At 63.7% G+C, this 25,884-nt stretch carries 24 protein-coding genes; 14 read left to right on the top strand and 10 right to left on the bottom strand.

The annotated features are described in order from the left end of the window. Nucleotides 1-241: 241 nt before the first annotated feature. The 3 genes from acnA (at nucleotide 242) to M2281_RS10000 (ending at nucleotide 4,744) form a co-directional block, all read left to right on the top strand. Nucleotides 242-2,932: an aconitate hydratase AcnA gene (gene acnA, locus M2281_RS10010; protein ID WP_280820908.1), complete on the top strand. Its 2,691-nt coding sequence runs from the start codon at nucleotides 242-244 to the stop codon at nucleotides 2,930-2,932. A 227-nt stretch (nucleotides 2,933-3,159) separates the two neighbouring features. Further along, a complete protein-coding gene (locus M2281_RS10005; protein ID WP_280820907.1) occupies nucleotides 3,160-3,930 on the top strand; it encodes a DUF1223 domain-containing protein in 771 nt (256 codons plus the stop codon). 424 nt (nucleotides 3,931-4,354) lie between these two features. After that, entirely contained in the window at nucleotides 4,355-4,744 is a 390-nt protein-coding gene (locus M2281_RS10000) for a DUF2794 domain-containing protein (protein WP_280820906.1), read from the top strand. Nucleotides 4,745-4,759: 15 nt separating this feature from the next. Here the strand turns inward: M2281_RS10000 and M2281_RS09995 are convergent, their stop codons facing one another. The 4 genes from M2281_RS09995 to M2281_RS09980 all read right to left on the bottom strand — a co-directional run bounded on the left by M2281_RS09995 (nucleotide 4,760) and on the right by M2281_RS09980 (nucleotide 9,731). Next, a complete protein-coding gene (locus M2281_RS09995) occupies nucleotides 4,760-5,332 on the bottom strand; it encodes a GNAT family N-acetyltransferase (protein WP_280820905.1) in 573 nt (190 codons plus the stop codon). A 126-nt stretch (nucleotides 5,333-5,458) separates the two neighbouring features. Beyond that, nucleotides 5,459-6,238 (bottom strand): Bax inhibitor-1/YccA family protein, encoded by a 780-nt coding sequence (locus tag M2281_RS09990; protein ID WP_280820904.1) that lies wholly within the window; start codon nucleotides 6,236-6,238, stop codon nucleotides 5,459-5,461. A gap of 233 nt (nucleotides 6,239-6,471) precedes the next feature. After that, a complete protein-coding gene (locus M2281_RS09985; protein WP_280820903.1) occupies nucleotides 6,472-9,021 on the bottom strand; it encodes an ABC transporter permease in 2,550 nt (849 codons plus the stop codon). Nucleotides 9,022-9,032: 11 nt separating this feature from the next. Next, a complete protein-coding gene (locus tag M2281_RS09980) occupies nucleotides 9,033-9,731 on the bottom strand; it encodes an ABC transporter ATP-binding protein (protein ID WP_280820902.1) in 699 nt (232 codons plus the stop codon). Nucleotides 9,732-9,792: 61 nt separating this feature from the next. Between M2281_RS09980 and M2281_RS09975 the strand changes: the two genes are divergently transcribed. Then, nucleotides 9,793-10,434 carry an arylesterase gene (locus M2281_RS09975; RefSeq protein WP_280820901.1) on the top strand — a complete coding sequence of 214 codons (642 nt, stop codon included), beginning with the start codon at nucleotides 9,793-9,795 and terminating at the stop codon, nucleotides 10,432-10,434. Nucleotides 10,435-10,549: 115 nt separating this feature from the next. Further along, entirely contained in the window at nucleotides 10,550-11,146 is a 597-nt protein-coding gene (gene thpR / locus M2281_RS09970) for an RNA 2',3'-cyclic phosphodiesterase (RefSeq protein WP_280820900.1), read from the top strand. Here the strand turns inward: thpR and M2281_RS09965 are convergent. Next, nucleotides 11,050-11,568, bottom strand: a complete 519-nt coding sequence (locus tag M2281_RS09965; protein WP_280820899.1) for a low molecular weight protein-tyrosine-phosphatase — start codon at nucleotides 11,566-11,568, stop codon at nucleotides 11,050-11,052. The two genes, thpR and M2281_RS09965, sit on opposite strands and share 97 nt — an antisense overlap. Before the next feature lie 52 nt (nucleotides 11,569-11,620). Between M2281_RS09965 and M2281_RS09960 the strand changes: the two genes are divergently transcribed. The 5 genes from M2281_RS09960 (at nucleotide 11,621) to M2281_RS09940 (ending at nucleotide 15,121) form a co-directional block, all read left to right on the top strand. Then, on the top strand, nucleotides 11,621-11,917 hold the full coding sequence (locus M2281_RS09960) for a 4a-hydroxytetrahydrobiopterin dehydratase (protein ID WP_280820898.1): 297 nt from the start codon (nucleotides 11,621-11,623) through the stop codon (nucleotides 11,915-11,917). A 55-nt stretch (nucleotides 11,918-11,972) separates the two neighbouring features. After that, nucleotides 11,973-12,326: a YkvA family protein gene (locus M2281_RS09955; protein WP_280820897.1), complete on the top strand. Its 354-nt coding sequence runs from the start codon at nucleotides 11,973-11,975 to the stop codon at nucleotides 12,324-12,326. Between the two features lie 298 nt (nucleotides 12,327-12,624). Beyond that, nucleotides 12,625-13,128, top strand: a complete 504-nt coding sequence (locus tag M2281_RS09950) for an invasion associated locus B family protein (protein WP_280820896.1) — start codon at nucleotides 12,625-12,627, stop codon at nucleotides 13,126-13,128. A 272-nt stretch (nucleotides 13,129-13,400) separates the two neighbouring features. Continuing rightward, entirely contained in the window at nucleotides 13,401-14,633 is a 1,233-nt protein-coding gene (gene rlmN, locus M2281_RS09945) for a 23S rRNA (adenine(2503)-C(2))-methyltransferase RlmN (RefSeq protein WP_280820895.1), read from the top strand. Next, complete coding sequence (locus M2281_RS09940) at nucleotides 14,630-15,121, top strand: hypothetical protein (RefSeq protein WP_280820894.1); 492 nt, start codon at nucleotides 14,630-14,632, stop codon at nucleotides 15,119-15,121. Before rlmN ends, M2281_RS09940 begins: the two co-directional genes overlap by 4 nt. Before the next feature lie 3 nt (nucleotides 15,122-15,124). Here the strand turns inward: M2281_RS09940 and M2281_RS09935 are convergent, their stop codons facing one another. Next, on the bottom strand, nucleotides 15,125-15,766 hold the full coding sequence (locus M2281_RS09935; protein WP_280820893.1) for a LysE family translocator: 642 nt from the start codon (nucleotides 15,764-15,766) through the stop codon (nucleotides 15,125-15,127). 168 nt (nucleotides 15,767-15,934) lie between these two features. Between M2281_RS09935 and M2281_RS09930 the strand changes: the two genes are divergently transcribed. Continuing rightward, on the top strand, nucleotides 15,935-17,155 hold the full coding sequence (locus tag M2281_RS09930) for an argininosuccinate synthase (protein WP_280820892.1): 1,221 nt from the start codon (nucleotides 15,935-15,937) through the stop codon (nucleotides 17,153-17,155). A gap of 101 nt (nucleotides 17,156-17,256) precedes the next feature. On the opposite strand, the gene M2281_RS09925 is transcribed toward M2281_RS09930, so the two are convergent. Beyond that, nucleotides 17,257-18,075 carry a lytic murein transglycosylase gene (locus tag M2281_RS09925; RefSeq protein WP_280820891.1) on the bottom strand — a complete coding sequence of 273 codons (819 nt, stop codon included), beginning with the start codon at nucleotides 18,073-18,075 and terminating at the stop codon, nucleotides 17,257-17,259. 1,060 nt (nucleotides 18,076-19,135) lie between these two features. Here M2281_RS09925 and M2281_RS09920 point away from each other — a divergent pair. Both M2281_RS09920 and M2281_RS09915 read left to right on the top strand, forming a co-directional pair. Beyond that, nucleotides 19,136-19,807, top strand: a complete 672-nt coding sequence (locus M2281_RS09920) for a TetR/AcrR family transcriptional regulator (protein ID WP_280820890.1) — start codon at nucleotides 19,136-19,138, stop codon at nucleotides 19,805-19,807. A 280-nt stretch (nucleotides 19,808-20,087) separates the two neighbouring features. After that, nucleotides 20,088-20,339 (top strand): hypothetical protein, encoded by a 252-nt coding sequence (locus tag M2281_RS09915; RefSeq protein WP_280820889.1) that lies wholly within the window; start codon nucleotides 20,088-20,090, stop codon nucleotides 20,337-20,339. A 94-nt stretch (nucleotides 20,340-20,433) separates the two neighbouring features. Here the strand turns inward: M2281_RS09915 and M2281_RS09910 are convergent, their stop codons facing one another. Further along, entirely contained in the window at nucleotides 20,434-22,935 is a 2,502-nt protein-coding gene (locus tag M2281_RS09910) for a putative bifunctional diguanylate cyclase/phosphodiesterase (protein WP_280820888.1), read from the bottom strand. Between the two features lie 353 nt (nucleotides 22,936-23,288). On the opposite strand from M2281_RS09910, the gene M2281_RS09905 reads away from it, so the two are divergent. After that, nucleotides 23,289-24,197 carry a bestrophin family protein gene (locus tag M2281_RS09905; protein WP_280820887.1) on the top strand — a complete coding sequence of 303 codons (909 nt, stop codon included), beginning with the start codon at nucleotides 23,289-23,291 and terminating at the stop codon, nucleotides 24,195-24,197. On the opposite strand, the gene M2281_RS09900 is transcribed toward M2281_RS09905, so the two are convergent. Together M2281_RS09900 and M2281_RS09895 are read right to left on the bottom strand one after the other, a co-directional pair. Continuing rightward, entirely contained in the window at nucleotides 24,188-25,402 is a 1,215-nt protein-coding gene (locus M2281_RS09900) for a cyanate transporter (RefSeq protein ID WP_280820886.1), read from the bottom strand. The genes M2281_RS09905 and M2281_RS09900 overlap by 10 nt on opposite strands. Before the next feature lie 5 nt (nucleotides 25,403-25,407). After that, nucleotides 25,408-25,881 carry a nucleoside deaminase gene (locus tag M2281_RS09895; RefSeq protein ID WP_280820885.1) on the bottom strand — a complete coding sequence of 158 codons (474 nt, stop codon included), beginning with the start codon at nucleotides 25,879-25,881 and terminating at the stop codon, nucleotides 25,408-25,410. Nucleotides 25,882-25,884 lie beyond the last annotated feature (3 nt).

Here is a 25,884-nt window from a genome sequence, read left to right as displayed (position 1 = left end):
CGTTGCAGCAAATTTGCTTTTATCGCTCTAGAACTATTCCAGGAAATTCTCTATATCCCAGCCAACCATGCCAGCGGTCGGCGTGGTAACAGAATTAGCGCCGAACCTGCTCGCGCGCCGCCTTGAACGGCCGGGATGCTTGGAAGCGGACAGCGGAAATGGCCGTACCCGCACCTTTGCGCGTGATTGCATGCACTGGCGTCCGTTTCCCCAATCGGCAACCGACAGTTAGGGATCGCACGTGTCCAAATCTCTCGACAGCTTCAATTGCCGCAGAACACTCAAGGTTGGTGATGCGGAATATGTCTATTACAGCCTGCCCGAGGCCGAAAAGAACGGCCTGACTGGCATCGCCCAGCTGCCCTATTCGATGAAGGTGCTGCTGGAAAATCTTCTCCGCAACGAAGACGGCCGCTCCGTCACCAAGGAAAGCATCCAGGCGATTGCCGGCTGGCTCGTCGACCGCGGCACCGCCGGCGTCGAGATCGCCTATCGCCCGGCGCGCGTGCTGATGCAGGACTTCACCGGCGTTCCGGCCGTGGTCGATCTTGCCGCCATGCGCGACGGCATCAAGAATCTCGGCGGCGACCCCGAGAAGATCAACCCGCTGGTGCCCGTCGACCTGGTCATCGACCACTCGGTCATCGTCGATGAGTTCGGCACCCCGCGCGCCTTTGCCCGCAACGTCGAGCTCGAATATCAGCGCAACGAAGAGCGCTACAAGTTCCTCAAGTGGGGCCAGCAGGCGTTCCGCAACTTCCGCGTGGTTCCGCCCGGCACCGGCATCTGCCACCAGGTGAACCTCGAATATCTCGCCCAGACGGTGTGGACCAACACCGAAGACGGCGTGACCACGGCCTATCCGGACACCTGCGTCGGCACCGATTCGCACACCACCATGGTCAACGGCCTGGGCGTGCTGGGTTGGGGCGTGGGCGGCATCGAGGCCGAGGCGGCCATGCTCGGCCAGCCGGTCTCCATGCTTCTGCCTGAGGTCATCGGCTTCCGCCTCACCGGCAAGCTCAAGGAAGGCGTCACCGCCACCGACCTGGTGCTGACCGTCACGCAGATGCTGCGCAAGAAGGGCGTGGTGGGCAAGTTCGTCGAATTCTTCGGCCCTGGCCTCTCCAACATGACGCTGGCCGACCGCGCAACCATCGGCAACATGGCGCCGGAATATGGCGCGACCTGCGGCTTCTTCCCGGTCGATTCCGAGACCATCCGCTACCTCAACATGTCGGGCCGCGCCGAGAACCGCATTGCGCTGGTCGAAGCCTACTCGCAGGCCCAGGGCATGTGGCGTGACACTTCCTCGGCCGATCCGGTCTTCACCGACCTGCTCGAGCTCGACCTCGGCGAGGTTGTGCCGTCCATGGCCGGCCCGAAGCGCCCCGAAGGTCGCGCCGCGCTCGAAACCATCCCGGCCGGCTTCGCGAAGGCGATGGAGACCGAGTACAAGAAGACCGTCGACATCGCCAAGCGCTATGCCGTCGAAGGCACGGACCACGATCTCGGCCACGGCGACGTGGCGATCGCGGCCATCACTTCCTGCACCAACACCTCGAACCCGAGCGTGCTGATCGGTGCGGGCCTGCTCGCCCGCAACGCCAATCGCATCGGCCTCAAGCAGAAGCCGTGGGTGAAGACCTCGCTGGCTCCCGGTTCGCAGGTCGTGGCCGAATATCTGGAGAAGTCCGGCCTGCAGAAGGAGCTCGACCAGATCGGCTTCAACCTCGTCGGCTTCGGCTGCACCACCTGCATCGGCAATTCCGGCCCGCTGCCGGCGCCGATCTCCAAGACCATCAACGACAAGGGCCTGATTGCGGCCGCCGTTCTGTCCGGCAACCGCAACTTCGAAGGCCGCGTGTCGCCGGACGTGCAGGCCAACTACCTCGCCTCGCCGCCGCTGGTCGTCGCCTACGCGCTCGCCGGCACGGTCACCAAGGACCTGACCACCGAGCCGATCGGCGAGGACAAGGACGGCAAGCCGGTGTTCCTCAAGGACATCTGGCCGTCGAGCCAGGAGATCGAGGAGTTCATCGCCAAGAACGTCACCCGCGAGCTGTTCGCCCGCAAATATGCCGACGTCTTCAAGGGCGACGAGAACTGGCAGAAGGTGCAGGCCCCGAGCGGCCAGACCTACACCTGGGACGACAAGTCGACCTATGTGCAGAACCCGCCTTACTTCGTCGGCATGGGCGCCAAGCCGGGTGCCATCGGCGACATCAAAGGCGCGCGCGTGCTCGGCCTGTTCGGCGACAAGATCACCACCGACCACATCTCGCCGGCCGGTTCGATCAAGGCAGCTTCGCCCGCGGGCAAGTACCTCACCGACAATGGCGTGGCCGTCGCCGACTTCAACCAGTACGGCACGCGTCGCGGCAACCATGAAGTGATGATGCGCGGCACCTTCGCCAACATCCGCATTCGCAACCACATGCTGGGCGAAAACGGACGCGAAGGCGGCTACACCATCCACTATCCGTCCAAGGAAGAGATGCCGATCTATGACGCGGCCATGCAGTATCGCCAGGAAGGCGTGCCGCTGGTCATCTTCGCCGGCATCGAATACGGCAACGGCTCCTCGCGCGACTGGGCTGCCAAGGGCACCAACCTGCTCGGCGTGCGTGCGGTGATCGCCCAGTCCTTCGAGCGCATCCACCGCTCGAACCTGGTCGGCATGGGCATCATCCCCTTCGTGTTCGAGGAAGGCACCTCCTGGGCCTCGCTCGGTCTGAAGGGCGACGAGACCGTGACGATCGACGGGCTGGAGAACATCCGTCCGCGCCAGAAGATGGTCGCCAAGGTCACCTTCGCCGATGGCACGGTGAAGGACGTTCCGATCCTCTGCCGCATCGACACGGTCGACGAGCTCGACTACTTCAAGAACGGCGGCATCCTGCAGTACGTGCTGCGCGATCTGGCCGCCTGAGCCAGTCGCTTCGGATAGCTCTTTGAAAGCCGCCGGCGTTCGCGCCGGCGGCTTTTTCTTGGCCACTTCGGCAAAAAATTCCGGATTTGCGGCCTGATTTGCCTAAACATTGCGCCTGCTGTCCCCAGTTGTCACCGCAACGTGACTTCACCTTGAGGTCTGCATCTGCCTATTGTTTTGGCAATGAGAACGGGCTGGCACTACCGGCCGACATCCTTGGAACGGTCATGAAATCGCGTTTGGTTTTCCGGCTAGCGGTGTTGGCGCTGGCAATGCCAGTTTTTGCGGCTACGGCCGGAGCAGGAACTCGGCCTGGCGGCGTGATCGAACTGTTCACCAGCCAGGGCTGCAGCACCTGCCCGCCCGCCGACAAGCTTTTTGAGGAATTCGCGACCAACAGCGACCTGGTGGCGTTGGCTTATCATGTCGACTACTGGGACTATCTGGGCTGGCGTGACACGCTGAGCAACCCGGACAGCACCGACCGCCAATATGCCTATTCACGCTCCTTCGGCACTCGATCCGTCTACACACCGCAGGCGGTGATCAACGGACGGATCCACGTCAACGGAGCCAAACGCGCCGACATCGCCGATGCGCTCGACGAGCTCAACAAGGCCGGCGAGGGACTAAGCGTCGACGTGTCGGTCCAGCAGTCCGGTGACAGCCTGATGATCGAAGCGGGTGGCGCCAATGGCGCAGCCCCGCGCAAAGCGCATGTGGTGCTGGTTTTCTTCGGTCCGCCGCAGCGCGTGGACATGAAGAAGGGCGAGAATGAAGGTCGCTCTATCACCTATTGGAACTCGGTGATCGATGTGAAGACGGCCGGTGTGTGGCGCGGCGAAGCTGCCAAATACGAATTCCCGGCCAATAAGATCGCTGAGAACGGCGGTTGCGCCGTGCTGCTGCAGGCGGTCGGCAAGGATGGCGTGCCCGGCCCTATCCTCGGCGCGGCGATCTTTCGCAAGACGGACGAGCAGAAGCAGTCCCTGAAATAAGCGGTAATAAAAAAACCGGCGCCCAAATCGATGCCGGCACCGGTTAGTTGGTTTGGGATCGTCGCACTCGGTTTTCCATTCGAAAACCGAGGTTGGTTCGATCCGACCCAGACCCGTGGGCGGGGGGCTTGGGGTTTACAGGCCAGTGCCGGACCGAACCGTCTCAGGCAACGCGTACAAACTCGTCTGACAATGGGGCGCGAACGCGGATAAAAAGCGGCAGAAATATGGCGTGGAATCACCAATGAAAACAGGATGTATGCGTTCGTGAGCATCCTGCCGGGAACGGAAATCCTCTTGTGATTGCGGATTGTCCGAACTGCCGATTACCACTGGTTGTATACCCGATGGTTCCGGGGCTTGCAATTCGCAAATGAAAGCGCGACCCTCCTTGTCACTGAGTTGTCACGGAAGGCACATCCGGATGATGGATCGCGGAAAGACAGGGGAGGGTGGGGAGGAATCGGCAATATTGATTCCGCTTCATGAGGCAAGACGCGAAAGACAGAACGCGTTGGTTTCCTTCGACCGGCGCGAATTGGACCAGATCCTCAGGGTGTATGGACGCATGGTGGCCGCCAATGAGTGGCGCGACTATGCCATCGACCATCTCTCCGACCGCGCCGTGTTTTCCGTATTCCGACGCGCCTCGGAGACCCCGCTGTTCCAGATCGTCAAGGACCCGAAGCTGGCCAAGAAGCAGGGCGCCTTCAGCGTCGTCGCAGCCGGCGGGCTGATCCTCAAGCGCGGCCATGAGCTCGCCCGCGTGCTGGGCATCTTCGACAAGAAGCTGAAGCTGGTCCACCAGGCCTGAGCCTGGTGGTGAAAGCTAGCCGCGCCCGGCCGCAAAATTCCGCTCGGGCAGCGATTCGGGATCCGGCGCAGCACTTGCGCCGCCATTCATCTCATACTGCATGAACACCGTATCCAGCCACCGGCCGTGCTTGTAGCCCGAGCCTACCAGCACGCCGGAATGACGGAAACCGGCCCGCTCGTGCAGGCGCACGGAAGGGCTCTGCGGCGAGCCGTCGCCGATCACCGCGATCATCTGGCGGAAGCCGAGCGCGGTCGCCTCGGCCAGCAGGCGCTCCAGAAGCAGCCGGCCGACGCCCTGTCCCTTGGCGCTCGGCGCCAGATAGATCGAATTCTCGACGATGAACCGATAGGCCGGCCGGCTCCTGAACGGGCCGGCATAGGCATAGCCGACGACCGAACCGTCGCGCTCGGCAACAAAATACGGATAGCCTTCTACCTGCAGCGCCGTGAAACGCTCCGCCATCTCGGCACGGGACGGCGGCTCGAGTTCGTAGGTCGCTGTGCCGTGCATTACCGCATCTTCATAGATCGAGGTGATCGCGTCGAGATCGCTCGGCACGGCCGGCCGAATATTGATACTGCTCATTATTTAGGCACCTTTGGATTCTGCCTGAATTCAAGCAGATTGCACCCCAAAAGAAAAGGGGCGACCCAAGGGCCGCCCCAATCTGGTTGCTGATCCAGTCGCAGGCCTGAAGGCCCGAGGCTCCGCTTAGTCGCGGTTGCCGAGGAACTGCAGCAGGAAGGTGAACAGGTTGATGAAGTCGAGATAGAGGCGCAGCGCGCCCATGATCGCCTTGCGACCGGCAACGAGCACATCGTCGCCCTCGAAATACATCTCCTTGATGCTCTGCGTGTCGTAGGCGGTCAGGCCAGCGAACACCAGCACGCCGATCGACGAAATGGCGAACTGCAGCGCCGAGGACTGCAGGAAGATGTTGACGACCATCGCGATGATCAGGCCGAACACGCCCATCACCAGGAAGGTGCCCATGCCGGAGAGGTCACGACGCGTCGTGTAGCCCCAAAGCGACAGCGCGCCGAAGGCGGCAGCCGTGATGAAGAAGGTCTGAACGATGCTCTGCGCCGTGTAGACCAGGAAGATCGACGACAGCGACAAGCCCATCAGGCCCGAGAACACCCAAAACGCGGTCTGCGCACCGGAGACGGTCATCGTCTGAATGCGGGCGCTCAGGAAGAACACCATTCCAAGCGGGGCAAGCATGACCACCCACTTCAGCGGCGAGCCATAGAGCGCCACACCGGCGCTGGTCAGCATCTTGCCGTTGGCGAGCGTGGCGACGGCGGTCGCCGGATCATTCGTGGTGGCCACCATCATGGTGGCCAGTGCGGCCACGCCAGTGATTGCGAGGCCGAGCGCCATCAGGTTGTAGACCTTGAGCATATAGGCGCGCAGGCCCTCGTCGATGACGGCACCGGCGCGGGCACCCGCGGGCGCGGCGCGCGTCTGATAATTACGAAGGTCAGCCATTGATTTCCTCTGTTGCTTCTGCCCCGTCCGGTGTCGGATTTCACTCAAACCCAGGCGCCGCTGGCGGGACTCCAGCATGCCTCGGGCAAATATGATGATTCTTTCAGGCGAGAACAAGACCCGTTACAGACCGAAACGGGGCGTGATTGCCCCGAAAAGCTTAGAAAAAACGCTTCATTAACGAGATTTAATGCTTTTTGACCGGCGGACGCCTCGCCACCGGTCTTCCTTTTCTAGAGGTTGCGAAGGACCGGGGCCGCCTTGTGTCCAAGCACCCGCCAGGTGCCGAGCAATCCGATGCCGACGGTGACGGCGAGCGCGATCAGCAGTGTGGCCACAGCCACTTCGGGCAGGAAGATCGCCGGAAGCTTCATGATACGTGCGACAACGAACCACGCGGCGAGCCCGCCCGCGGCGAGCGCGAAGATGGCCGTCGCTAGCCCGATCAGCATGTATTCGAGCGAGAAGGCGGCAATCAGCGTGCGTCGGGTCGCGCCAAGCGTCTTCAGCACGACCGCATCATGAATGCGGGCCCTGTTGCCGGCCGCGAGCGCGCCCGCCAGCACCAGAACCGAGGCGATCAGCGCGACGCTGGCCGCCACGCGGATTGCCGTGCCAAGCTGGCCGACCAGACGGTTCACCACCTCCAGCGCATCCTTGACGCGCACGCTGGTGACCGCCGGGAAGGTCTTGGTGACCGAATTCAGAATACGTGCCTCTTCACCGATGGAGGCATCCGGGATCGACAGCGTCGCCAGCCAGGAATGCGGCGCGCCGGCGAAGGTGTTGGGCGAAAACACCATCACGAAATTGATGCCCATCGATTCCCACTTCACTTCGCGGAAATTGGCTATCTTTGCCGTCACGTTGCGGCCAAGCACATTGACCGTCACCGTGTCCCCGAGCTTGAGGCCAAGCTCGTTGCCTTCCTCGGCTGAGAAAGAGACCAGCGGCTCGCCCTGATAGTCCTGCGGCCACCAGGTGCCGGCCGACAGCGTCGAGTTTTCAGGCTGGTTCTTGGCATAGGTGAGGCCCCGGTCGCCGCGGAGCACCCAGGCGCCGGCGGGCGGCACCTTCAGCTTCTGCACCTCGACCCCGTTGAGCGCCATCACCCGGCCGCGCAGCATGGGCACTCGCACTAGCTTGCCCTCGGGCGCTTCCTTCCCGATCAGCGCGAAAAAGGCGTCGAGGTCGCTCTCCTGGATATCGACGAAAAAGAAGTTCGGCGCCTGCTCCGGCAGGCTGCCGGCAATCTGGCGGCGCAGATTGCCGTCGATCAGCGCCAGCGTCACGAGAAGCGTCAGCCCCAGCCCGAGCGAGAGCACGACAGAGGGCGTCAGCGCGCCGGGACGGTGGATGTTGCCGATGGCCAGTCGCAGCGCGGTCGAGCGAACGCGCGGGCTTTTACGCGCGAGCCACTGCACGCCGAACCCGACCGCGCGCAGCACCACGAAGGCGAAGATCGTCGCGCCGACGAAGATCAGGGCAATGCGCCGGTCGCTCGAGAACCAGACCGCCAGGGCTGCGAGTAGCACTGCAAGACCCGCTGCGGCCGCAACATAGCGCCAGGGCGCCAGACCGCCGCCGCCAAAGCCCATTTCGCGAAACAGCGCCGTTGCCGGCACGTTGCGTGCCCGGCCGAGCGGCAGCAGCGCGAAAGCCAGCGTCACCAGGAAACCGAACAGGGCAGCCATGGCGAGCGCGACGGGATAGAGACCGCCCTCGGCAGGCACCGGAATGACACTTGAGAGGGCCGCGGCCGCCGCGTAGGGCATCAGCGCGCCGAGCGCGAGGCCGATGGCCACGCCGATCGTCGCGATCATCATGATCTGCACCAGATAGACGGTGAAGACGAAGCCGCCGGAGGCGCCGAGGCTCTTGAAGGTGGCGATCACGCCGCGCTTGCCGTCGAGATAGGCGCGAACGGCATTGGCGACGCCGACACCGCCGACGATGAGGGCCGTCAGCCCCACCAGTGTCAGAAACTGCGAGAAGCGTTCGATATTGGCCGAGAGCGCTGGCGCGGCATTGGTGCGGGTGCGGATGCTCCAGCCGGCTTGCGGGAACTTTTCCTCCGCCTGCTTGCGGATTCCGGCGAGCTGGGCCTCGCTGGCGCCCTCGGGCAACCGGATCTTGTAGGCGTGTTCGACCAGGCTGCCCGGCTGAACCAGGCCCGATGCGGCAAGACCGGCATTGGACACCATGAGGCGCGGCGCAAACCCAAAGCCCTCAGAAATGGCATCCGGCTCGGTGACGATCTTTGCCCGCAACTCGAAGGTGGCTTTGCCCAACTTGACCCGATCGCCAATCTTCAACCCAAGGCGTTCGAACAGCAGGTCGGCCGCAGCCGCTCCAAAAACGCCGGCCTTTTCGCCGAACAACTCCTCGCGCGGCAATGCCGGCTCCGTCACAAGCCCGCCGAACAGCGGGTAGGCGGCGTCAACCGCCTTGACCTCGGCCAGCGACTGGTCGGAACCGTCCTCAAGCCGCACCATCGAGCGCATGTTCGAGCTTTCGGACAGCGTTCCAAGGCTTTTCAGAAAGGCAAGTTCATCGGGGTTTGCTTCGCGCTGGTTGAGCTGGAAGCGCACATCGCCTCCGAGCAGAACCTGGCCCTGATTGGCGACGCCGGTGGTGATCGAACGCGCCACGGAATTGACGCCGCCGATGGCCGCTACGCCGAGCGTGATGCAGGTGAGGAAGATCAGGAAGCCGCGCAAGCCTCCGCGCATTTCGCGCAGCGAGAAGCGGACGGCGAGCTTGAGCGTCTGGGAAAAGGGCATGAGCGGCCGCCTCACGCCGAAACGGCAGCAAGCGACGGCTCGGTCTCGATCCGGCCAGAGCGCATCGCAACCTGGCGCGTGCAGCGGGCGGCAAGTGCCGGATCATGCGTGACCAGAACGAGCGTCATGTCGCGCTCCTTCGCCTTGGCGAAGAGCAGGTCGGCAATCTGCCGCCCCGTGGCCTGGTCGAGATTGCCCGTCGGCTCGTCGGCGATCAGGATGCGCGGCTCCGGCGCCAGCGCGCGGGCGATCGCCACGCGCTGCTGCTCGCCGCCCGACAATTCGCCCGGATAGTGCGTCACCCGGTCGGCGAGACCGACGGCGGCAAGCTCGCGCTCGGCAACCTTGAAGGCGTCGCGGTGGCCAGCGAGTTCGAGCGGCACCGCGACATTTTCCAGCGCGGTCATGTTGGGAATGAGGTGGAAGGATTGGAAGACGATGCCGACATTGCGGCCGCGAAACGCCGCGATCTGGTCTTCGGTCTTGCCGTTCAGCAGTTCGCCGGCAATCCGCACCGTTCCAGCATCGACCCCTTCGAGCCCCGCCAGAACCATCAGCAGGGTCGATTTTCCCGAGCCGGACGGCCCGACGATGCCGGTCGCCTCACCCGCCGTCACCGAAAGGCTGACCCCCTTCAGCACATGTACGGCGGAAGCGCCGTGGCCCAGCGTCAGGGATACATCCTTCAGGTCGATGACGGCTTCTGTCACGGCGTTGCGGTCCTATATGAGAGGGAATAGGCAGAATTTTTCGTCATATGGGTTTTGCGTCATGGCATTCAAACATTTGATTTCAGCGCTTTTTGCCGCATTTTTCTCGCTTTTTATGCTTGCCCCGGCAAATGCCGATCCCTTTCGCATCGTCGGTTTCGGCGACAGCCTGATGGCGGGGTTCGGCCTCGATGCAGGCCAGAGCTTCCCTGAAAAGCTTGAGGCTGCGCTACGCAAGAATGGTCACGATGTCGTGATCTCGAATGCGGGCGTGTCTGGCGATACCACGAGCGGTGGCCTGGCGCGCCTCGACTGGTCGGTCCCCGACGGCACGCAGCTGGTGATCCTCGAACTCGGCGCCAACGACATGCTGCGCGGCGTGTCGCCGGAGATCGCGGAGAAGAACCTCGACGCCATGATCGCCAAGCTGAAAGCGCGCAACATTCCTGTGCTGATTGCAGGCATGCTTGCCGCACCCAATCTCGGCGACGGCTACGCCAAGGCCTTCGACGCAATCTATCCGACGCTGGCCAAGAAGTACGATGCGCCGCTCTATCCGTTCTTCCTCGATGGCGTGGCGGCCGACAAGACCGCGCTGCTGGACGACGGTATGCACCCCAATGCCACCGGCGTGGACCGCATGGTCGAGCGCATGCTGCCGCTTGTTGAGAAGACGATCGCCGCCAAGCAGAACAATTCCTAGTGAGAGTCTGAAAATCGTCATTAACGCATGTTGAGTGGAAAGGGCGAATTACGGCTTGCCCCTGCGGGTGATCGGTGATTCGCTAGGACCAAGAATTCGATTCGGGGAGGCAGCGATGCCACGATTGTTCACCGCCCTCGAAATTCCACGCGACGCAGCGCTTTCTCTTTCATTGCTGCGCGGAGGTCTCCCGGGAGCTCGTTGGATCGATGTCGAAAACTATCACCTGACCCTGCGCTTCATCGGTGACATCGAAAACCACCTTGCCGACGAGATAGCCGGCGCGCTCGACCGCGTGCGGCGCCCGGCCTTCCATCTCGAACTCTCCGGCGTCGGCGCCTTCGGCTCCAAGAAGCCGCATGCGGTGTGGGCCGGTGTCGCGCCATCGCCCGACCTGCTGGCACTCCAGGCCGAGATCGAGCGCATCTGCCAGCGCCTTGGCGTTCCGGCCGATCCGCGCAAATTCTCGCCGCATGTCACGCTGGCGCGGCTGCGCAATCCCAGTCCGCACGATGTGGCAAAGTACCTGTCGGCGCATGGCGGCTTCTCGGCCGTGCCGTTCAAGGTCGGCCGCTTCGTGCTGATGTCCTCGCGCGACTCCGTCGGCGGCGGCCCCTACGTCATCGAGGAGGCCTGGCCGCTCTCGGGCACCTCTGCGCGCTCGAACAATTTGTCCGCCAGCGCTTCGGACGCGTTGCGGACCATACGATAGACATCGGCGAATCCCTCGGGCCCGCCATAATAGGGGTCGGGGACATCCGCACGCCTTCCGGTGGCGTATTCCAGGAATAGGTGGATCTTTTGCCGCGCCTCCGCTGGCGCGATGCGAAGCAGATCGTCGACATTGGAGCGATCCATGCCGAGGATGAGATCGAAGCGGTCAAAGTCCTCGGCCACCACCTTGCGCGCCCGCTGGCCCGAAATATCCATGCCGTGATGCGCAGCAATGGCGATCGAGCGCGGATCGGGCGAGGAGCCTGCGTGCCATCCGCCGGTGCCGGCTGAATCGAGCAGGACGGCGCTTTCCACTCCTCGCTCGGTGCAGACTGCCCGGAACACGCCCTCCGCCAGCGGCGAACGGCAGATATTGCCGAGGCAGACGAAGAGAACGGACGTTTCGGGCTTTGCGGGCATGATCGGGACGCTATGATCGAGACAACCCAAGCCCGATAGCACGGATGCGCGCATGACGAGACAGAAACTTGACCCGGCCGCGGTCGCAGAGGCGCTCGCCGCGCTCGACGGCTGGACGCTCGACCGCAACGGCACCGCGATTTCGAAGAAGTTCGTCTTCAGCGATTTCAGCGAAGCCTTCGCCTTCATGACGCGCACGGCGATGGCCGCCGAAACGCTGGACCATCACCCGGAATGGTCGAATGTCTTCAAGACGGTCGACGTGACGCTGACCACCCACGCCACGGGCGGCCTCAGCCGCCTCGACTTCGAGCTTGCCGGCCGGATGGACGGCTTCGCCCGTCCCTGAAATCTTGCGCCCGGCCCTCGATCTTCCCACATGTCGCCGCGACAGGAGAGACCAAATGGCCAAGGCCGGAGATTTCGAAAGCCATGATTTTGCGCGCGACGAAAAGAAGGTGCGCGACAAATTCTGGCGCACCGCAAAGCGTGCGGCGAGCCACATTCCCTTCATGGAGGAAGTGGTCGCCGGCTATTATTGCGCCATGGACAAGCAGACGCCGCTGAAGGCGAAAGGCATATTGCTGGCCGCACTCGCCTATTTCGTCATGCCCTTCGATGCCATTCCGGACGTCTTCCTCGGCATCGGCTTCACCGACGACATCGCGGTGCTGGCGGCCGCTCTGGCCGCCGTCCGCGGTAACATTACGCCGGCTCATCGGGAAGCCGCCAGGGAAGCGTTGGCCGGCCTTCAATGAGTGCTGCCGCAGGGTCGGCAAAGATCGCCCCGTCCGCGCCGCTACGTTAGTTGGCACGGACATTGCAAGCTTGTGCAAACAGTCAAATTCTTGCCGTTTTCCTGCCGTTCAACCTCATCAGGGACGGTGCTTTCCCCTATTTCAGGGGTCTGCGAATAGCGGCGATACCATGGCGAAAATGAACCTCTTTCAGATCCATTCACGCTTTGGTAACCCAGATTAAATCAAAATGAACCAACCGGGCAGCGCGAATCTGCCCGCTCCCCGCATACTGCAAGGAACAGGGAACCTAAAAACAATGCGCCCATTCATTGCTCTCGCTTCGAGCCTGTTTCTGGTTTCCAGCGCCGCCCCCTCGCTCGCCCAGTCGGCCACCAAGATCGGCCAGCACAATGCATGGGGCACCTATAGCTATCAGGCCAATACCGGCAAGGTTTGCTACGTTCTGACGGTTCCGACCGACAAGCAGCCGGCAACGCTCGACCACGGCGACATCTTCTTCTTCGTCAGCCAGCGTCCCGGGCAGTCGGTTTCGTATGAGCCGCAGTTCATCGCCTCCTACGACCTGCAGGCAAACTCGAAGGTAACGGTCACCGTCGGCGACAAGAGCTTCGCCATGTTCACGCGCGGCAAGTCGGCCTGGGTGGAAAACGCCGCCGAGGAGCCGCTGCTGATCGCGGCCATGAAGACCGGCGCCGACATGAAGATTTCGGCCAAGTCCGGCCGCGGCAACCCGACCAGCTACACCTTCTCGCTGAAGGGTATTTCGGCGGCGCTCCAGTCGATCGCGGCCTGCAAGTAATCGCAAGCTTTCCGGGTTCTTCGAAGGCCGGATCAGCCGATCCGGCCTTTTTCGTTTCAGGCAGGCTGCGCGGCGACCTCGTGACATTGTCGTGGTTGCCGGTCATTTCGAGGGTGACAATCGGCGCCGAAGTACCGCAAAACGCTTGCGCACTTGGAATGGCATTCCGACAACACCATCTCACAGACCGTGACGCGGGCGCCAAGTCGTGATATGTGCGCCTTTCGGACCGCTTGAAGGCGGCTGCCCAAAACTCCAGAAATTCCGATACCATGGCCTTTTCGCTCGATCTCACTGCCGACAGCACACGCAACGCATTGCGCCCCAGCACCGCGCCGGAGAAGCCCTCGCTGATCGGCCTGACGCGCGCTGAAATGGCCGAAGCACTTGTCGCCACCGGCGTCGTGCCGGAAAGACAGGCCAAGATGCGCGTGCAGCAGCTCTGGCACTGGCTCTATGTGCGCGGCGTGTCCGACTTCGCGCATATGTTCAACATCTCCAAGGATTTGCGCGCCGCTCTCGCTGAGCACTTTGCGATTTCGCGGCCTGAAATCGTCGAGGAGCAGATTTCCAACGACGGCACGCGCAAGTGGCTGTTCCGCTTCCCGCCGCGCGGTGCCGGTCGTCCGGTGGAGATCGAGACCGTCTACATTCCCGAGGAAGGCCGGGGCACGCTGTGCATCTCGTCCCAGGTCGGCTGCACGCTGACCTGCTCCTTCTGCCACACCGGCACGCAGAAGCTGGTGCGCAACCTCACCGCCGAGGAAATCCTCGCCCAGCTTCTTTCCGCGCGTGACCGCCTGGGCGACTTCCCCGACCGCGACACGCCGGCCGGCGCCATCGTGCCGAGCGAAGGGCGCAAGGTGTCCAACATCGTCATGATGGGCATGGGCGAGCCGCTCTACAATTTCGATGCCGTCAAGAAGGCGCTGCTGATCGCCTCCGACGGCGACGGTCTTGCACTGTCGAAGCGCCGCATCACGCTCTCCACCTCCGGCGTCGTGCCGGAGATCTATCGTACCGGCGAGGAAATCGGCGTCATGCTGGCGATCTCGCTGCACGCCACCAATGACGACCTGCGCGACCTGCTCGTGCCGATCAACAAGAAGTTCCCGCTCAAGGAACTGATGAAGGCCTGCCGGGAATATCCGGGCCTGTCCAATGCGCGCCGCATCACCTTCGAATATGTGATGCTGAAGGACGTCAACGACAGTCTCGAAGACGCCAAGGCTCTGGTTCAGCTGCTGAAGGGCATTCCCGCCAAGATCAACCTGATCCCGTTCAACCCGTGGCCGGGCTCGAACTACCAGTGCTCGGACTGGGAGCAGATCGAAAAATTCGCCGACTACATCAATGCGGCCGGCTACGCCTCGCCGATCCGCACCCCGCGCGGCCGCGACATTCTGGCCGCCTGCGGCCAGCTGAAGTCGGAGTCTGAGCGCCTGAAGAAGTCCGAGCGCCTGGCGCTCGAGGCCATGATGATCGCGGGGCACGGCGAAGCGTGAGCAAGGTGCTGGCCCTCATCTTCCGGCTGGCGATCATCCTTCTGGGCTATATCGGCGCGTCGCTTGCCGCGAGCGCCTTCATCAACGTCCTGGCGCTCGGCGCTCTGGGGGCCGAGCCGAGCGATCCGGTCGCCACCGCTTCGCTGGTCTTCACCATTCCCTTCACGGCGCTGTTCGTCGCCTATTACGCGTTCTTCCCGGCCATAGTGGCGATCTTCATCACCGAATTTCTCGGCAAGCGCGACTGGCTCACCCATGCGCTGAGCGGCGGCGCCGCAGCCCTTGTGGTGGTCGGGGCGCTGCTCGCAAACGGCAATTTCTGGCTGGGCCGCTTCGAAGCAAACGACTTCGAGGCCTACTGGCCGCCATTCGAGGAGCCGCGCACGTCTCTGCTGCTCCTTGGCGCCGGGCTGATCGGCGGCATCGTCTACTGGCTGATCGCCGGCCGCTCAGCCGGGAACTGGCAGCAGGACGTACAGCTGCCGTAGGTGTTAGCGCGCCTGCGCCGTGATGATCCTCAGCGCGAAGGCGGAAAAGACGCCGGCGAACAGATAGTCGACAATGCGCGTCACGCGCGGGCTCTTCTTGAGCAGGGCCGCGAATTTGTCGGCTGCGATCACCATGGGCGCAGTGAGCGGCAGCGACAGCGGGATGAACAGCATGCCCAGGAAGAACAGCTTGCCCGGCGCGTGCGGATCATTCGCCGAGACGAACTGCGGCAGGAAAGTCATGAAAAACAGGATGATCTTCGGGTTGAGCAGGTTGATGCCCAGGCCAGTCGCCCAGTTCTGGAACAGCGTGCGCGGCGCGCGCTTGACCGTCTCGGGCGAGAAGGCGGAGCCGTTGCGGATCGCGTTCCAGGCCAGCCACACCAGATAGCCGGCACCGCCGACCTTGAGCGCCATGAAGGCCTGCGGCGAGGCTACGATCAGCGCCGACAGGCCGAGCGCCACCAGCGAGGTGTGGATGACGATGCCGGTGAAGGCGCCGAACATGCAGGCAAAGCCGGCGACGCGTCCCTCCGCAAGCGCGCGCCCGACAAACAGCGTCATGTCCGGTCCGGGCGTAATTGCGATGATAAAGGTGGCGACTGCGAATTGCAGGACGACGGCGACTTCCGGGACGAAGGACATTTTCTTGCAGGCTCGGCTGAGGATAGCGCAAAATAGTTGAAAGCCTCCGGCCGTACCAGCACTAAAGCAGGCGCGGACAAGCTTGCCCGCATCGCGGTTCCTGCATAAAAGTGCCGCCGGAAGCGCGGTGCCGCAAGGGCGGCACAGGCAAAGGGAACCGGATCGACTATGTCCAAGTGGAAAGACGTGAAAAAGGTCGTGCTCGCCTATTCCGGCGGTCTCGACACCTCCATCATCCTGAAGTGGCTGCAGACTGAGCTGGGCGCGGAGGTCGTGACCTTCACCGCCGACCTCGGCCAGGGCGAGGAGCTCGAGCCGGCTCGCAAGAAGGCCGAGATGCTCGGCATCAAGGAGATCTTCATCGAGGACGTGCGCGAGGAATTCGTGCGCGATTTCGTCTTCCCGATGTTCCGCGCCAACGCGGTCTATGAAGGCGTCTACCTGCTCGGCACCTCGATCGCACGTCCGCTGATCTCCAAGCATCTCATCGAGATCGCGAAGAAGACCGGCGCCGACGCCATCGCCCATGGCGCCACCGGCAAGGGCAACGACCAGGTACGCTTCGAGCTTTCGGCCTATGCGCTGAACCCCGACATCAAGATCATCGCGCCGTGGCGCGACTGGTCGTTCAAGAGCCGCACGCATCTGCTCGAATTCGCCGAACAGCACCAGATTCCGGTGGCCAAGGACAAGAAGGGCGAGGCGCCGTTCTCCGTCGACGCCAACCTGCTGCACTCCTCCTCCGAGGGCAAGGTGCTGGAAGACCCGGCACAGGAAGCGCCGGAATATGTGCACATGCGCACCATTTCGCCCGAGGCAGCCCCCGACAAGGCGACCATCATCAAGATCGGCTTTGAAAAGGGCGACGCCGTGTCGATCAATGGCGAGCGTCTTTCGCCTGCGACGCTGCTCGCCAAGCTCAACGAGTACGGCCGCGACAATGGCATCGGCCGCCTCGACCTGGTGGAAAACCGCTTCGTCGGCATGAAGAGCCGCGGCGTCTACGAAACGCCGGGCGGCACGATCCTGCTGGCCGCGCACCGCGCCATCGAGTCGATCACGCTCGACCGCGGCGCAGCCCACCTCAAGGACGAGCTGATGCCGCGCTATGCCGAGCTCATCTACTACGGCTTCTGGTTCTCGCCGGAGCGCGAGATGCTGCAGGCGGCGATCGACCTCAGCCAGAAGAACGTCGAGGGCGAAGTGACGCTTAAGCTCTACAAGGGCAATGTCATGGTCATCGGCCGCGAGAGCGCAAAGTCGCTCTACTCGGACAAGCTGGTCACCTTCGAGGACGACCAGGGCGCCTACGACCAGAAGGACGCCGCAGGCTTCATCAAGCTCAACGCGCTGCGCCTGCGCACGCTGGCGGCCCGCGACCGCCGCTAAATTTCACAAGCGGCCCAAAGAAAAACCCGGCGGAAACGCCGGGTTTTTTGTTGCCCACCGAATGCATGCCCGGGGGCATGCATGGCGGAAAAATCGTTCGATCAGTGCGCGATCTGGGTGGCGAAGCGCGACAGCGCCTGCTGGTAGATCGTGGCGCGGTTCCATTCGTTCCAGATGCGGTAGTTGGGCTCGCCGGGGCCGTAGCCGCCGCCGGCCTGCCAGCCGTGGCCCTTGAGGAAGTTCGCCGTCGAAGCGAGCACGTCACCCGTGGAGTGGATCAGGTCGCGGCGGCCGTCGCCGTCGAAGTCGACCGCATATTGCAGGTACTTGGACGGCAGGAACTGGGTCTGGCCGAGTTCGCCGAAGCCGGCGCCCTTCATCTGGCTGGCCGAAATGTAGCCCTTCTGGGCAATCTCGAGTGCCGAGTCGAGCTCGTTGGTGAAATAGGCCGAACGGCGGCAGTCATAGGCCAGCGTCGCCAGCGGCTGGAACACGCTCTTGTTGCCGGAATTGGCACCGAAGCCGGTTTCCATGCCCCAGATAGCCAGCAGGACCTCGGGCTGCACGCCATAGCGCTGCTCGATCTTGGAGAACATGCCGGCATTGGCCTTCCAGAGCGACTTGGCGCGCTTGACGTAGGAGGCAGGCGCGCGGCGCGCCATGAACTCATCCAGAGTGCCCTTGAAGGCGCCGTGCTGGTTGCGGTCGATGTGGATCACGCCCGTGTCGTACTTGACCCCGGCCAGCGGCGAGGTGTCGATGCCGCGCGCCTTGGCTTCCGCCTTGTAGCTTTCCACCCACCTCGCGAAACCGCTGGCATCGTTGCCGCACTGTGGCGCCGCATAGGCGCTGCCGGCGGTCAGACCGAGCATGGCGAGAGCGGCGGCCGCAAAAATGTTTCCTTTGGCAATAAGTGCCATGCTTTTCTCCTCGTTACCTAAATCATAACGCCAATCGCCAGCGGGACGCTTGGCTTATCATGGTTAAGATGTAGTTTACGTTCATCTATTCGGTGTGTGGGGGCCAAATTCCCTACGATCAAGGGCATAATGTGGCAAGTCAGGTTTTTACCTGCTGCGATCGACCAAAGGGCGGTTTGCCTCCTTCATGAGACGAGGGTAGGGCGCCGGCGCGTTTTATCCCGCCCTCGTGGTTCGAGGCTCCGTTCCGCTTCGCTGCACTGCGCACCTCACCATGAGGGCTTCTGTCTGCGCCCACCTCTTGAGTTGAGCGTATCGCCGCGCCAACCTTCCTCATCCTGAGGTGCTCGCCCGCAGGGCGAGCCTCGAAGGACGCACCTATTCGGTGCCACGCCCGGTTTTCACCGTCTGGCCATTTCAAAGAACCTGGGAAGACGGGCGGTCGGGAAACGCGCTCATCTAGTAATTTATCTGCGGTCTCCACGACCGCCCGTTCGATGAGCTTGCCCCGCTCAGTCGCCTCCACATTCGCGCCGCCAGCCGCCGCAAAGGCCCGGACTTGGGGGTTCATCACCCAGCAGCGCCACCGTTAGCGCCACCAGCCCGGACATCGTCGCCCTCCACGCTCATCCGGTTCATGACCCGTGTTCCCGCTGAGGCCGATGCCACGGATTATGCGGGAGGCGGGAAAGTGGGGGAGAAAATGGGCTGCGGTTTTCTCTCGGGGCGAATGATTCCAATTGGTTAGTGCCGAAATTGTGGTGAATTCATCCACAACGGGTTGCGCTTGCGTGCGGCTGTCCGCGTCGCGGCGGCAGTTTTGGTCAACCGGCATGGATCCTCGGGTCCTGCGCACTTCGCTGCGCTCGTGCTCCGGCCCGAGGATGACGAAGTGGGGCGGGCCGACACACCGAGGATGACGAAGGTGGAGCGGTCGGGGGCCTGCTTCGGCTCTGCATTGCGAGCCCGGACTGTCTCCGTCGACGGCCGGTCGACGAATGCCTGGTGCACCCGGCACGTTCTTGCTGGCTCATCGCACGGCATATAGGATGCCGCGACCATGACACAGCCCACCACCGCCCAAAGCCGCCGGGAGCGCCACAAGGCCGAGTTGCGCGCCGAACTTCTTCGCGCGGCCCATGAGCTCATCAAGGAAGAGGGCTATGAGGGCCTGACGATCCGCAATCTCGCCAAGCGGGTCGGCTATGCGCCGATGTCGGTCTATTCCTATTTCGCCGACAAGCACGCCATTCTCCTGGCGCTGGCGGAAGACGCCTTCGCGACGCTGGCGTGGCGCATGGAGCAGGATGTGCCGGCCGAGCCGCTGGCTGCGCTGCGCAAGATCATGGACGAATATGCCATCTTCGCGCTGGAGAACCCCAACGAATACCGCACCGTCTTCATGACCTTCATGACCCGCGACCCCGCGGAGTTCTGTGAGCGGAGCGTGACCGGGATCGAGGAACTCGAGGGCAGGAACCCGGCCCTGCGCGTCCTGCTGAAGCGCGTGCAGGCCTGCATCGACGCCGGCATCTTCAAGGGCGATGCCCATGCCATCTCCACCCTTTTGTGGAGCTGCAGTCACGGCGCCATTTCCCTGCAGATCACCCGTCCCTTCTACCCGTTCGGCGAGCCCGGGAAATTTCTCAAGACAGCGATGGAAGTGACGCTGGCCGGACTGAGGGCGCAACAACAGGTCGAGGCTCTGGTGGCTCCAGAAGAGCGCCGCTAGAGTTTTTTTTCAGGTAGTTCTCCAGGGCGAAACGGCTTTTCCTCGAACGACCATCGCGCTCTAAGCCTTTGTTTTAGAAGCCACGCACGAGGCTTCGGCCCGCCCTGCGTTTCGGTCGGCGGGCACGGCGCGTAAGCCGACGCACTTCCTCGCAAAGCCCTTCCCGTTCAACGAATCGTGAGAAACGACGCTTCCGTACGCGTACGAACTTTACTTGCACCAGCGCGATCATATTCGTATATGTACGTGGTAATATACACGTACGGAATGGAGAATGATCATGAGAAAGACCCTCATCGGCCTCGCTGCCCTTCTGGCCCTGTCGGGAAGCGCCCTTGCCGGCGATTTTGACAACTCGCTGCACCATCCGAAGTCGGCCACAGCTCCGCAGCTGGATTATTCCTCGACTGCGTCGGTCAAGACAAATGCCCCTGAAAAGCAGCGCACGCAGGCGCCGGCGCCGGTTTCCTCGCGCCACACCTATGGCGACAGCGCCAATGGCGTCGTGCTGCCGATGGGCAACGCCCGCTAAGAACTCCTCCCAGGACTAGCTCAGGCAAAAAGGGCGGCGGAGTTTTTGCTCCGCCGCCCATTTTCGTTTCCAAGGATTTTTTGGGTCACCCTACTCAGGCGACCTGGCTCGGGGGCTCGAAAAAGGCATCGATGATGTCGCTGACCTTGGCGCTTGCGACCGGAGGGCTGAACAGAAAGCCCTGCAGCTCGCCGCAATTTTCCTGCCGCAGCGCATTGAGCTGCTCCATCGTCTCGACGCCTTCGGCCGTCGTGTCGATGCCCAGGCTGGTGCCGAGGCCGATGATGGCGCGAACGATGGCGAGCGATTCGGGGCTGCCGCCGATCTCTCGGATGAAGGATCGGTCGATCTTTAGCCGGCTGAATGGGAAGCGGCGCAGGTAGCTCATGCTCGAATAGCCGGTGCCGAAATCGTCGAGCGCAATGCGCGCGCCGAGGTCGCGGATGCGGCGCAGGATCGCGAGATTTGCCTCGGAGTCGGCGAGCAGAACCGATTCGGTGACCTCGATTTCCAGCCGCGTCGGCGTCAGCCGCGAGCGGGCCAGCGCCTCGCCGATATTGGCGACCAGATCGCCGCGGCGGAACTGTACCGGCGAGACATTGACGGCCACGACCAGCCGCTCCGGCCAGCTTGCCGCCTGCCGGCAGGCTTCCGCGACCACCCAGCGGCCGAGCTCGTGGATCATGCCGGTTTCCTCGGCAAGCGGTATGAAGGCGGCGGGCGAAATCATGCCGCGCTTGGGGCTGTTCCAGCGCAGCAGCGCCTCGAAGCCGCGCAACTGGCCGGACTGGACGCCGAAGATCGGCTGGAAATGCAGCTCGAACTCCTTTTCGATGTCGGCGCCGCGCAGCTCCATTTCCAGGGCACGCCGTTCGCGCACCTGGCTGTCCATTTCGGGCTCGAAGAAGCGGAGCTGGCCCTTGCTGCTGTTCTTGGCGCGATAGAGCGCGAGGTCCGCGCATTTGAGCAGGTTTTCGGTGCCGGACGCATCATTGGGCGACAGTGCGGCGCCCACGCTTGCCGTGACCGAAACCTCGACGCCGTCGATGTTGCGGATCTTGGCGATGTCGCCGATCAGCCGCGAGGCGAGGCGGTCGATCACCGGACGCGACGCGGCGCCGGGCAGCAGCACGGCAAACTCGTCGCCGCCGAGACGAGCGACGATATCGGAGCGGCGCAGGATTTTCTGCAGGCGCGTGGTGACCTCGATCAGCAGCGCATCGCCAGCCGCGTGGCCGAGCGTGTCGTTGACGACCTTGAAGTCGTCGAGGTCTATGAGCAGCACCGCGAACGGATTGCCCTGGCCCGCCGCCCGCTCGAGCTCCCGCGTGAACAGGGTGCGGTTGGCGACGCCCGTCAGCGGGTCGTGCAGGGCGAGATAGGTGACATGTTCCTCGGCGCGCTTGCGCTCGGTCACGTCGACGATGGTCGAGAGCGTGGCGGGTGCGTCGTCGACCACGATGTCGCGCGTATATTCGACGACGTCGAGCACCCGGCCGTCGGCCGCCACATGGCGGCAGCTCGCTTCGCCCGAGGGCTGCCGCGTGACTTCCGCATCCATGCGCAGCCCAGCGAGGCCGCGGGCGAAGAAGGCCTCGCGGTCGAAGCCGTAGAGGCGCAGCGCAGCCTCGTTGACGTTGAGGAAATTCTCGCCGCTGGCGTCGCGCACATACATCGGCACCGGGTTCTCGTCGAACAGCGACCGGAACAGCGTCTCGCGCGCCTTCAGCTCGCCGATGTCGGTGAGCGTGACGGCCAGGATGTCGTCGGCGACCGCGACGCCCACCTGCAGCGACACGCGCCGGTCGTCGATGCCGTATTCGAGCTCGAAGGTCGTGGTGCGCCGGCTCTGCGCGGCCTCGCGGAAATGCGCCAGCGACAGGCCGGGCCGGGCCAGCGCCTCGGACAGGAGCGTGAACTGCAGCTGTTCGGCGCGCGAGCCCAGATGCTGGGCGGCAGCGTCGTTGATGCTGAGGATTGAGAAATCGCGGACGGCGCCGTTTCGCTCGATGGCGCTGAGCGCGATGATGCCCTCATGCGTGGCGTTGATGAGCAGGCGCGCCAGGTTGAGCTGGCTGCGGCGCGGCCGCAGGAAGAGCAGGAAGTAGTCGCCCGCCCAGCGGCAGGCGAGCGGCAGCGCCACCGTCTCGACGGTGGAGACCATGCCGTCGACCAGCGCCCGGCTCAGCACCATGGCAGGGCTGGCGGCCTCGCTGCCGGCCTCCAGCGCCTCGCTTATGGCGATAGCATGCACGGCGGGCAGGGAGGTCGTGGTGCGGCCGATGCAGGTCGTGCCGACGATCGTCTCGAAGCGAGGCCCGGCGCGCAGAATGGTGGGCTGGCCGCCCTCCAGGCGTCGCACCACGGCCAGCTCGTCGGCGAAGCGGCCGATGCTGCCGAGCGCGATTTCCTCGTATTGAGGCAGGCCCCCGGCTGCGGGGCGCATCGACTGCCAGCGGCGGAGGATGAGCCTGACGTCGTCGAATTCGGTTTCTATCCGGAAGGGGTCCCGTTCGTTGCCATCGCCTTCGGGCACGAGGCTGGCGCTTTCAGGTGCGCGGTCGTCGACATGTAGCAGCCGCGGTCTCATCGGCATGGGAACTCCAGGATCTGTCATTTCCGAACCGACCTGGCACAGGAGCAGGATCGCCGTCGCAATGATGCGCCGGACAACTGCCGCTGTCGAAGATCGGATGGATTTGCATACCGGGCGCGGCCGGTCCAGAAGCGCGGCATCATGCCTCCGCGCCGGATCCTGCGCGGGCTGTCCGAAGGTATCCTAGGAAGGGCTACTTACCATTCGATTAAGCGCGATGTCACACTTGCGTCATAGTGCGAAATACAAGACCCATGACGACGCGCGCCGTCGCAGATCGTGCTGTTCCGCGACGTCAGGATCGCCATGATGCGATTGCAGGCCCGAGGCCGTGAGAGGGGGAGTCAAAACAAATGATCGTTCGTCCGCGCCCGGGGCTCCTAAAACTGTTCTTCGTCATGCGCGGCTCGATCGTGCCGCGCATCATGCCGCAGATCATCGGTTTCGGCATCTATGCCGGCGTGGTGGTCGGCGTGGTCAAGGCGCTAGGGCTCGATTTCGGCAATTACGGTCTGGCGCCCTTCGGCCTGCTGGGCGTGACGCTGTCGCTCTATCTCGGCTTCCGCAACAACGCCGCCTATGACCGCTGGTGGGAGGCGCGCAAGCTTTGGGGGCAGCTGGTCTATGACATGCGCAACCTGTCGCGCGCGGCGCTGGCACTGGTGCCGGCCGATAGCGGCCAGGCCCGGCCGCTTCTGATGGAGGCGCTGGCCTTCTGCCATCTGCTGCGCGGCCAGCTGCGCAATGTCGACGCGACGGCCGAGGCAAGAACCTTCATCGGCGCCGAGGCCGACGCGCTTGCCGGCGTCACCAACAAGCCTGATACCATGGTGCGGCGCATGGGCCGGCGTATCGGCGCGCTAAAAACCTCGGGCGCGATCGAGGCGATGGACTATCGCATCCTCGACGAGCGGCTCGCCTCGCTTGCCGCGTTGGAGGCAGGCTGCGAGCGCATCGCCGGCACGCCGCTGCCCTTCGCCTATACGCTTTTGCTGCAGCGCTCGGCCTATATCTTCTGCCTGCTCTTGCCCTTCGGCCTCGCATTCTCGGCCGGCTGGGCAACGCCGCTGTTCACGGCGCTGATCGCCTATTCCTTCTTCGGCCTCGACGCGCTGTCGGAAGAGCTGGAAGACCCGTTCGGCACGCAGGCCAACGACCTGGCGCTCGACGCGCTCTGCCGCGTCTGCGAGATTTCGGTCTTCGAGGCGCTTGGCGAGGCCGCCCCGAAGATGACCGCGCCGGAACGTTTTTACTATTCGTAAGCAAGCTGGCGGCCAGCCGCCGGTATGTTCATGGCACGCGCATAGCCATGCGGCGCAAAGCGCAGCGCCAGCACCGCGACCAGCAAGGCGCAGCCGAGATGCATGAGCCATCCCGCAGCAAAGCTGCCGGTCAGGCCCTGCAGAACCGCAACGATCCAGGGCGGAATGGCGGCAATGAGAAAGCCGCCGCCCTGCATCAGCGCCGACAGCGCGCCGGCATTGGCAGCGTCCTCGATATGGTCGAGCGCCACCACCATGGATAGGGCAAAGCAGCCGCCCAGGCCTGCCCCGACAAGGGCCGCCGATACGGCTGGCGCGGCCTCGGGCCAAAGCGCAAGGCTTGCGAAGCCGGCCACCTGCATGGAGAGCGTGAGCCAGATCCAGGGGCGGCGATCCTTCGACCGCGCGGCAAGCACGGGAATGGACAGCGCCGCGATCGCCTGGCAGGTGGCCATGGTTGCCAGGAGGCTGCCGCTCGCGGAGGTCGACCAGCCGAGCGTCTGATAGTAGGGCGCAAGCCAGGCGATGACGGATGAATAGCCGCCATTGACCAGGCCGAAGCAGGCCATCAGTAGCCAGGTGCGCGGCCGGCTGAGAAGCACGGCTAGGGGCAAAGCTCCCGCCGGCTGAGACCTGTTCCGCGGCAGCGCAAATGCTGCGAGCACGGCGGCGAGGATCGCCGGCACCGCGAGCCAGGCAAGGCCCATATGCCAGTTTCCGGCCGCGTTGGCGACGATGGGCGAGAGCTGCGCCCCGAGCGCCCCGCCGCCCATGAGCATCGACGAATAGAGCCCCATGACGACCGCCACGCGCCCTGGAAAATGTTCCTTGATGATGCCCGGGAAGACGGCCTGCACGATGGCGACGCCCAGCCCGCACAGGGCGGCCGTTCCGATCAAGGCGACGCCGTTCGACGTGAACAGTCGCAGGGCGCAGCCCAGCGCAAGGACGACGAGCGCCCCGATGACGGCCCGTCGCGCGCCGACAAAGCGCTGCAACAGCGGGCCGGCAAAGGCGCAGATCCCCATCAGCAGCATCGGCACCATGGTGAAGAGCGACATGCTCTGGTAGTCGAGCCCGGTCGCCTCTTTGATGCTCGCGGCAAGCGGGCCGATGGCGGCGAGAAACGGTCTCAAATTGAGGCCGACCATCGCCACGACCGCGAGAAGCAGCAGACGGGAAGGGGTGACACGTTCAGTCCGCATGCCGCCTATGCCCGCTTGGCCTGTCTCTTCTGCCACTCGTCATAGAGATCGGGGCCGGGTTCCGGGCGGACCGGCACATAGCTGATCTTCATCGACTGTTCGGAAAAGGGTTTTGCCAGATCGGCATAGATGGCCGCCGTCGAAAGGCCGTAGGGCGCGCCATCGTCGTTGGAATAGGCGTAATATACTTCGCCGACGCCGGCGAGGCGCATCGCGGCCATGCACATGGGGCAGGGGTGGCCGCTGGCATAGACGGCAGCGCCTTCCAGATTCGGCGAGCCGAGTTTTTGGCTTGCCGCCCGAACCGCCATCATCTCTGCGTGCGCGGTGGGATCGTTGGTGCCGACGATCTCGTTGACGCCCGTTGCGACGACCTCGCCATTCCTGACGAGGACCGCTCCGAAGGGCCGGCCACCGCTTTCGAGATTGGTGCGCGCAAGCTCGATCGCCTGGCACAGATAGCGTTCGGTATTGCTCATTGT

Origin of the sequence: Pseudaminobacter soli (ex Li et al. 2025) (genome assembly GCF_029892515.1) — a bacterium.
Lineage (GTDB): Bacteria > Pseudomonadota > Alphaproteobacteria > Rhizobiales > Rhizobiaceae > Pseudaminobacter > Pseudaminobacter soli_A.
This window is presented reverse-complemented; position numbering and strand designations above follow the sequence as displayed.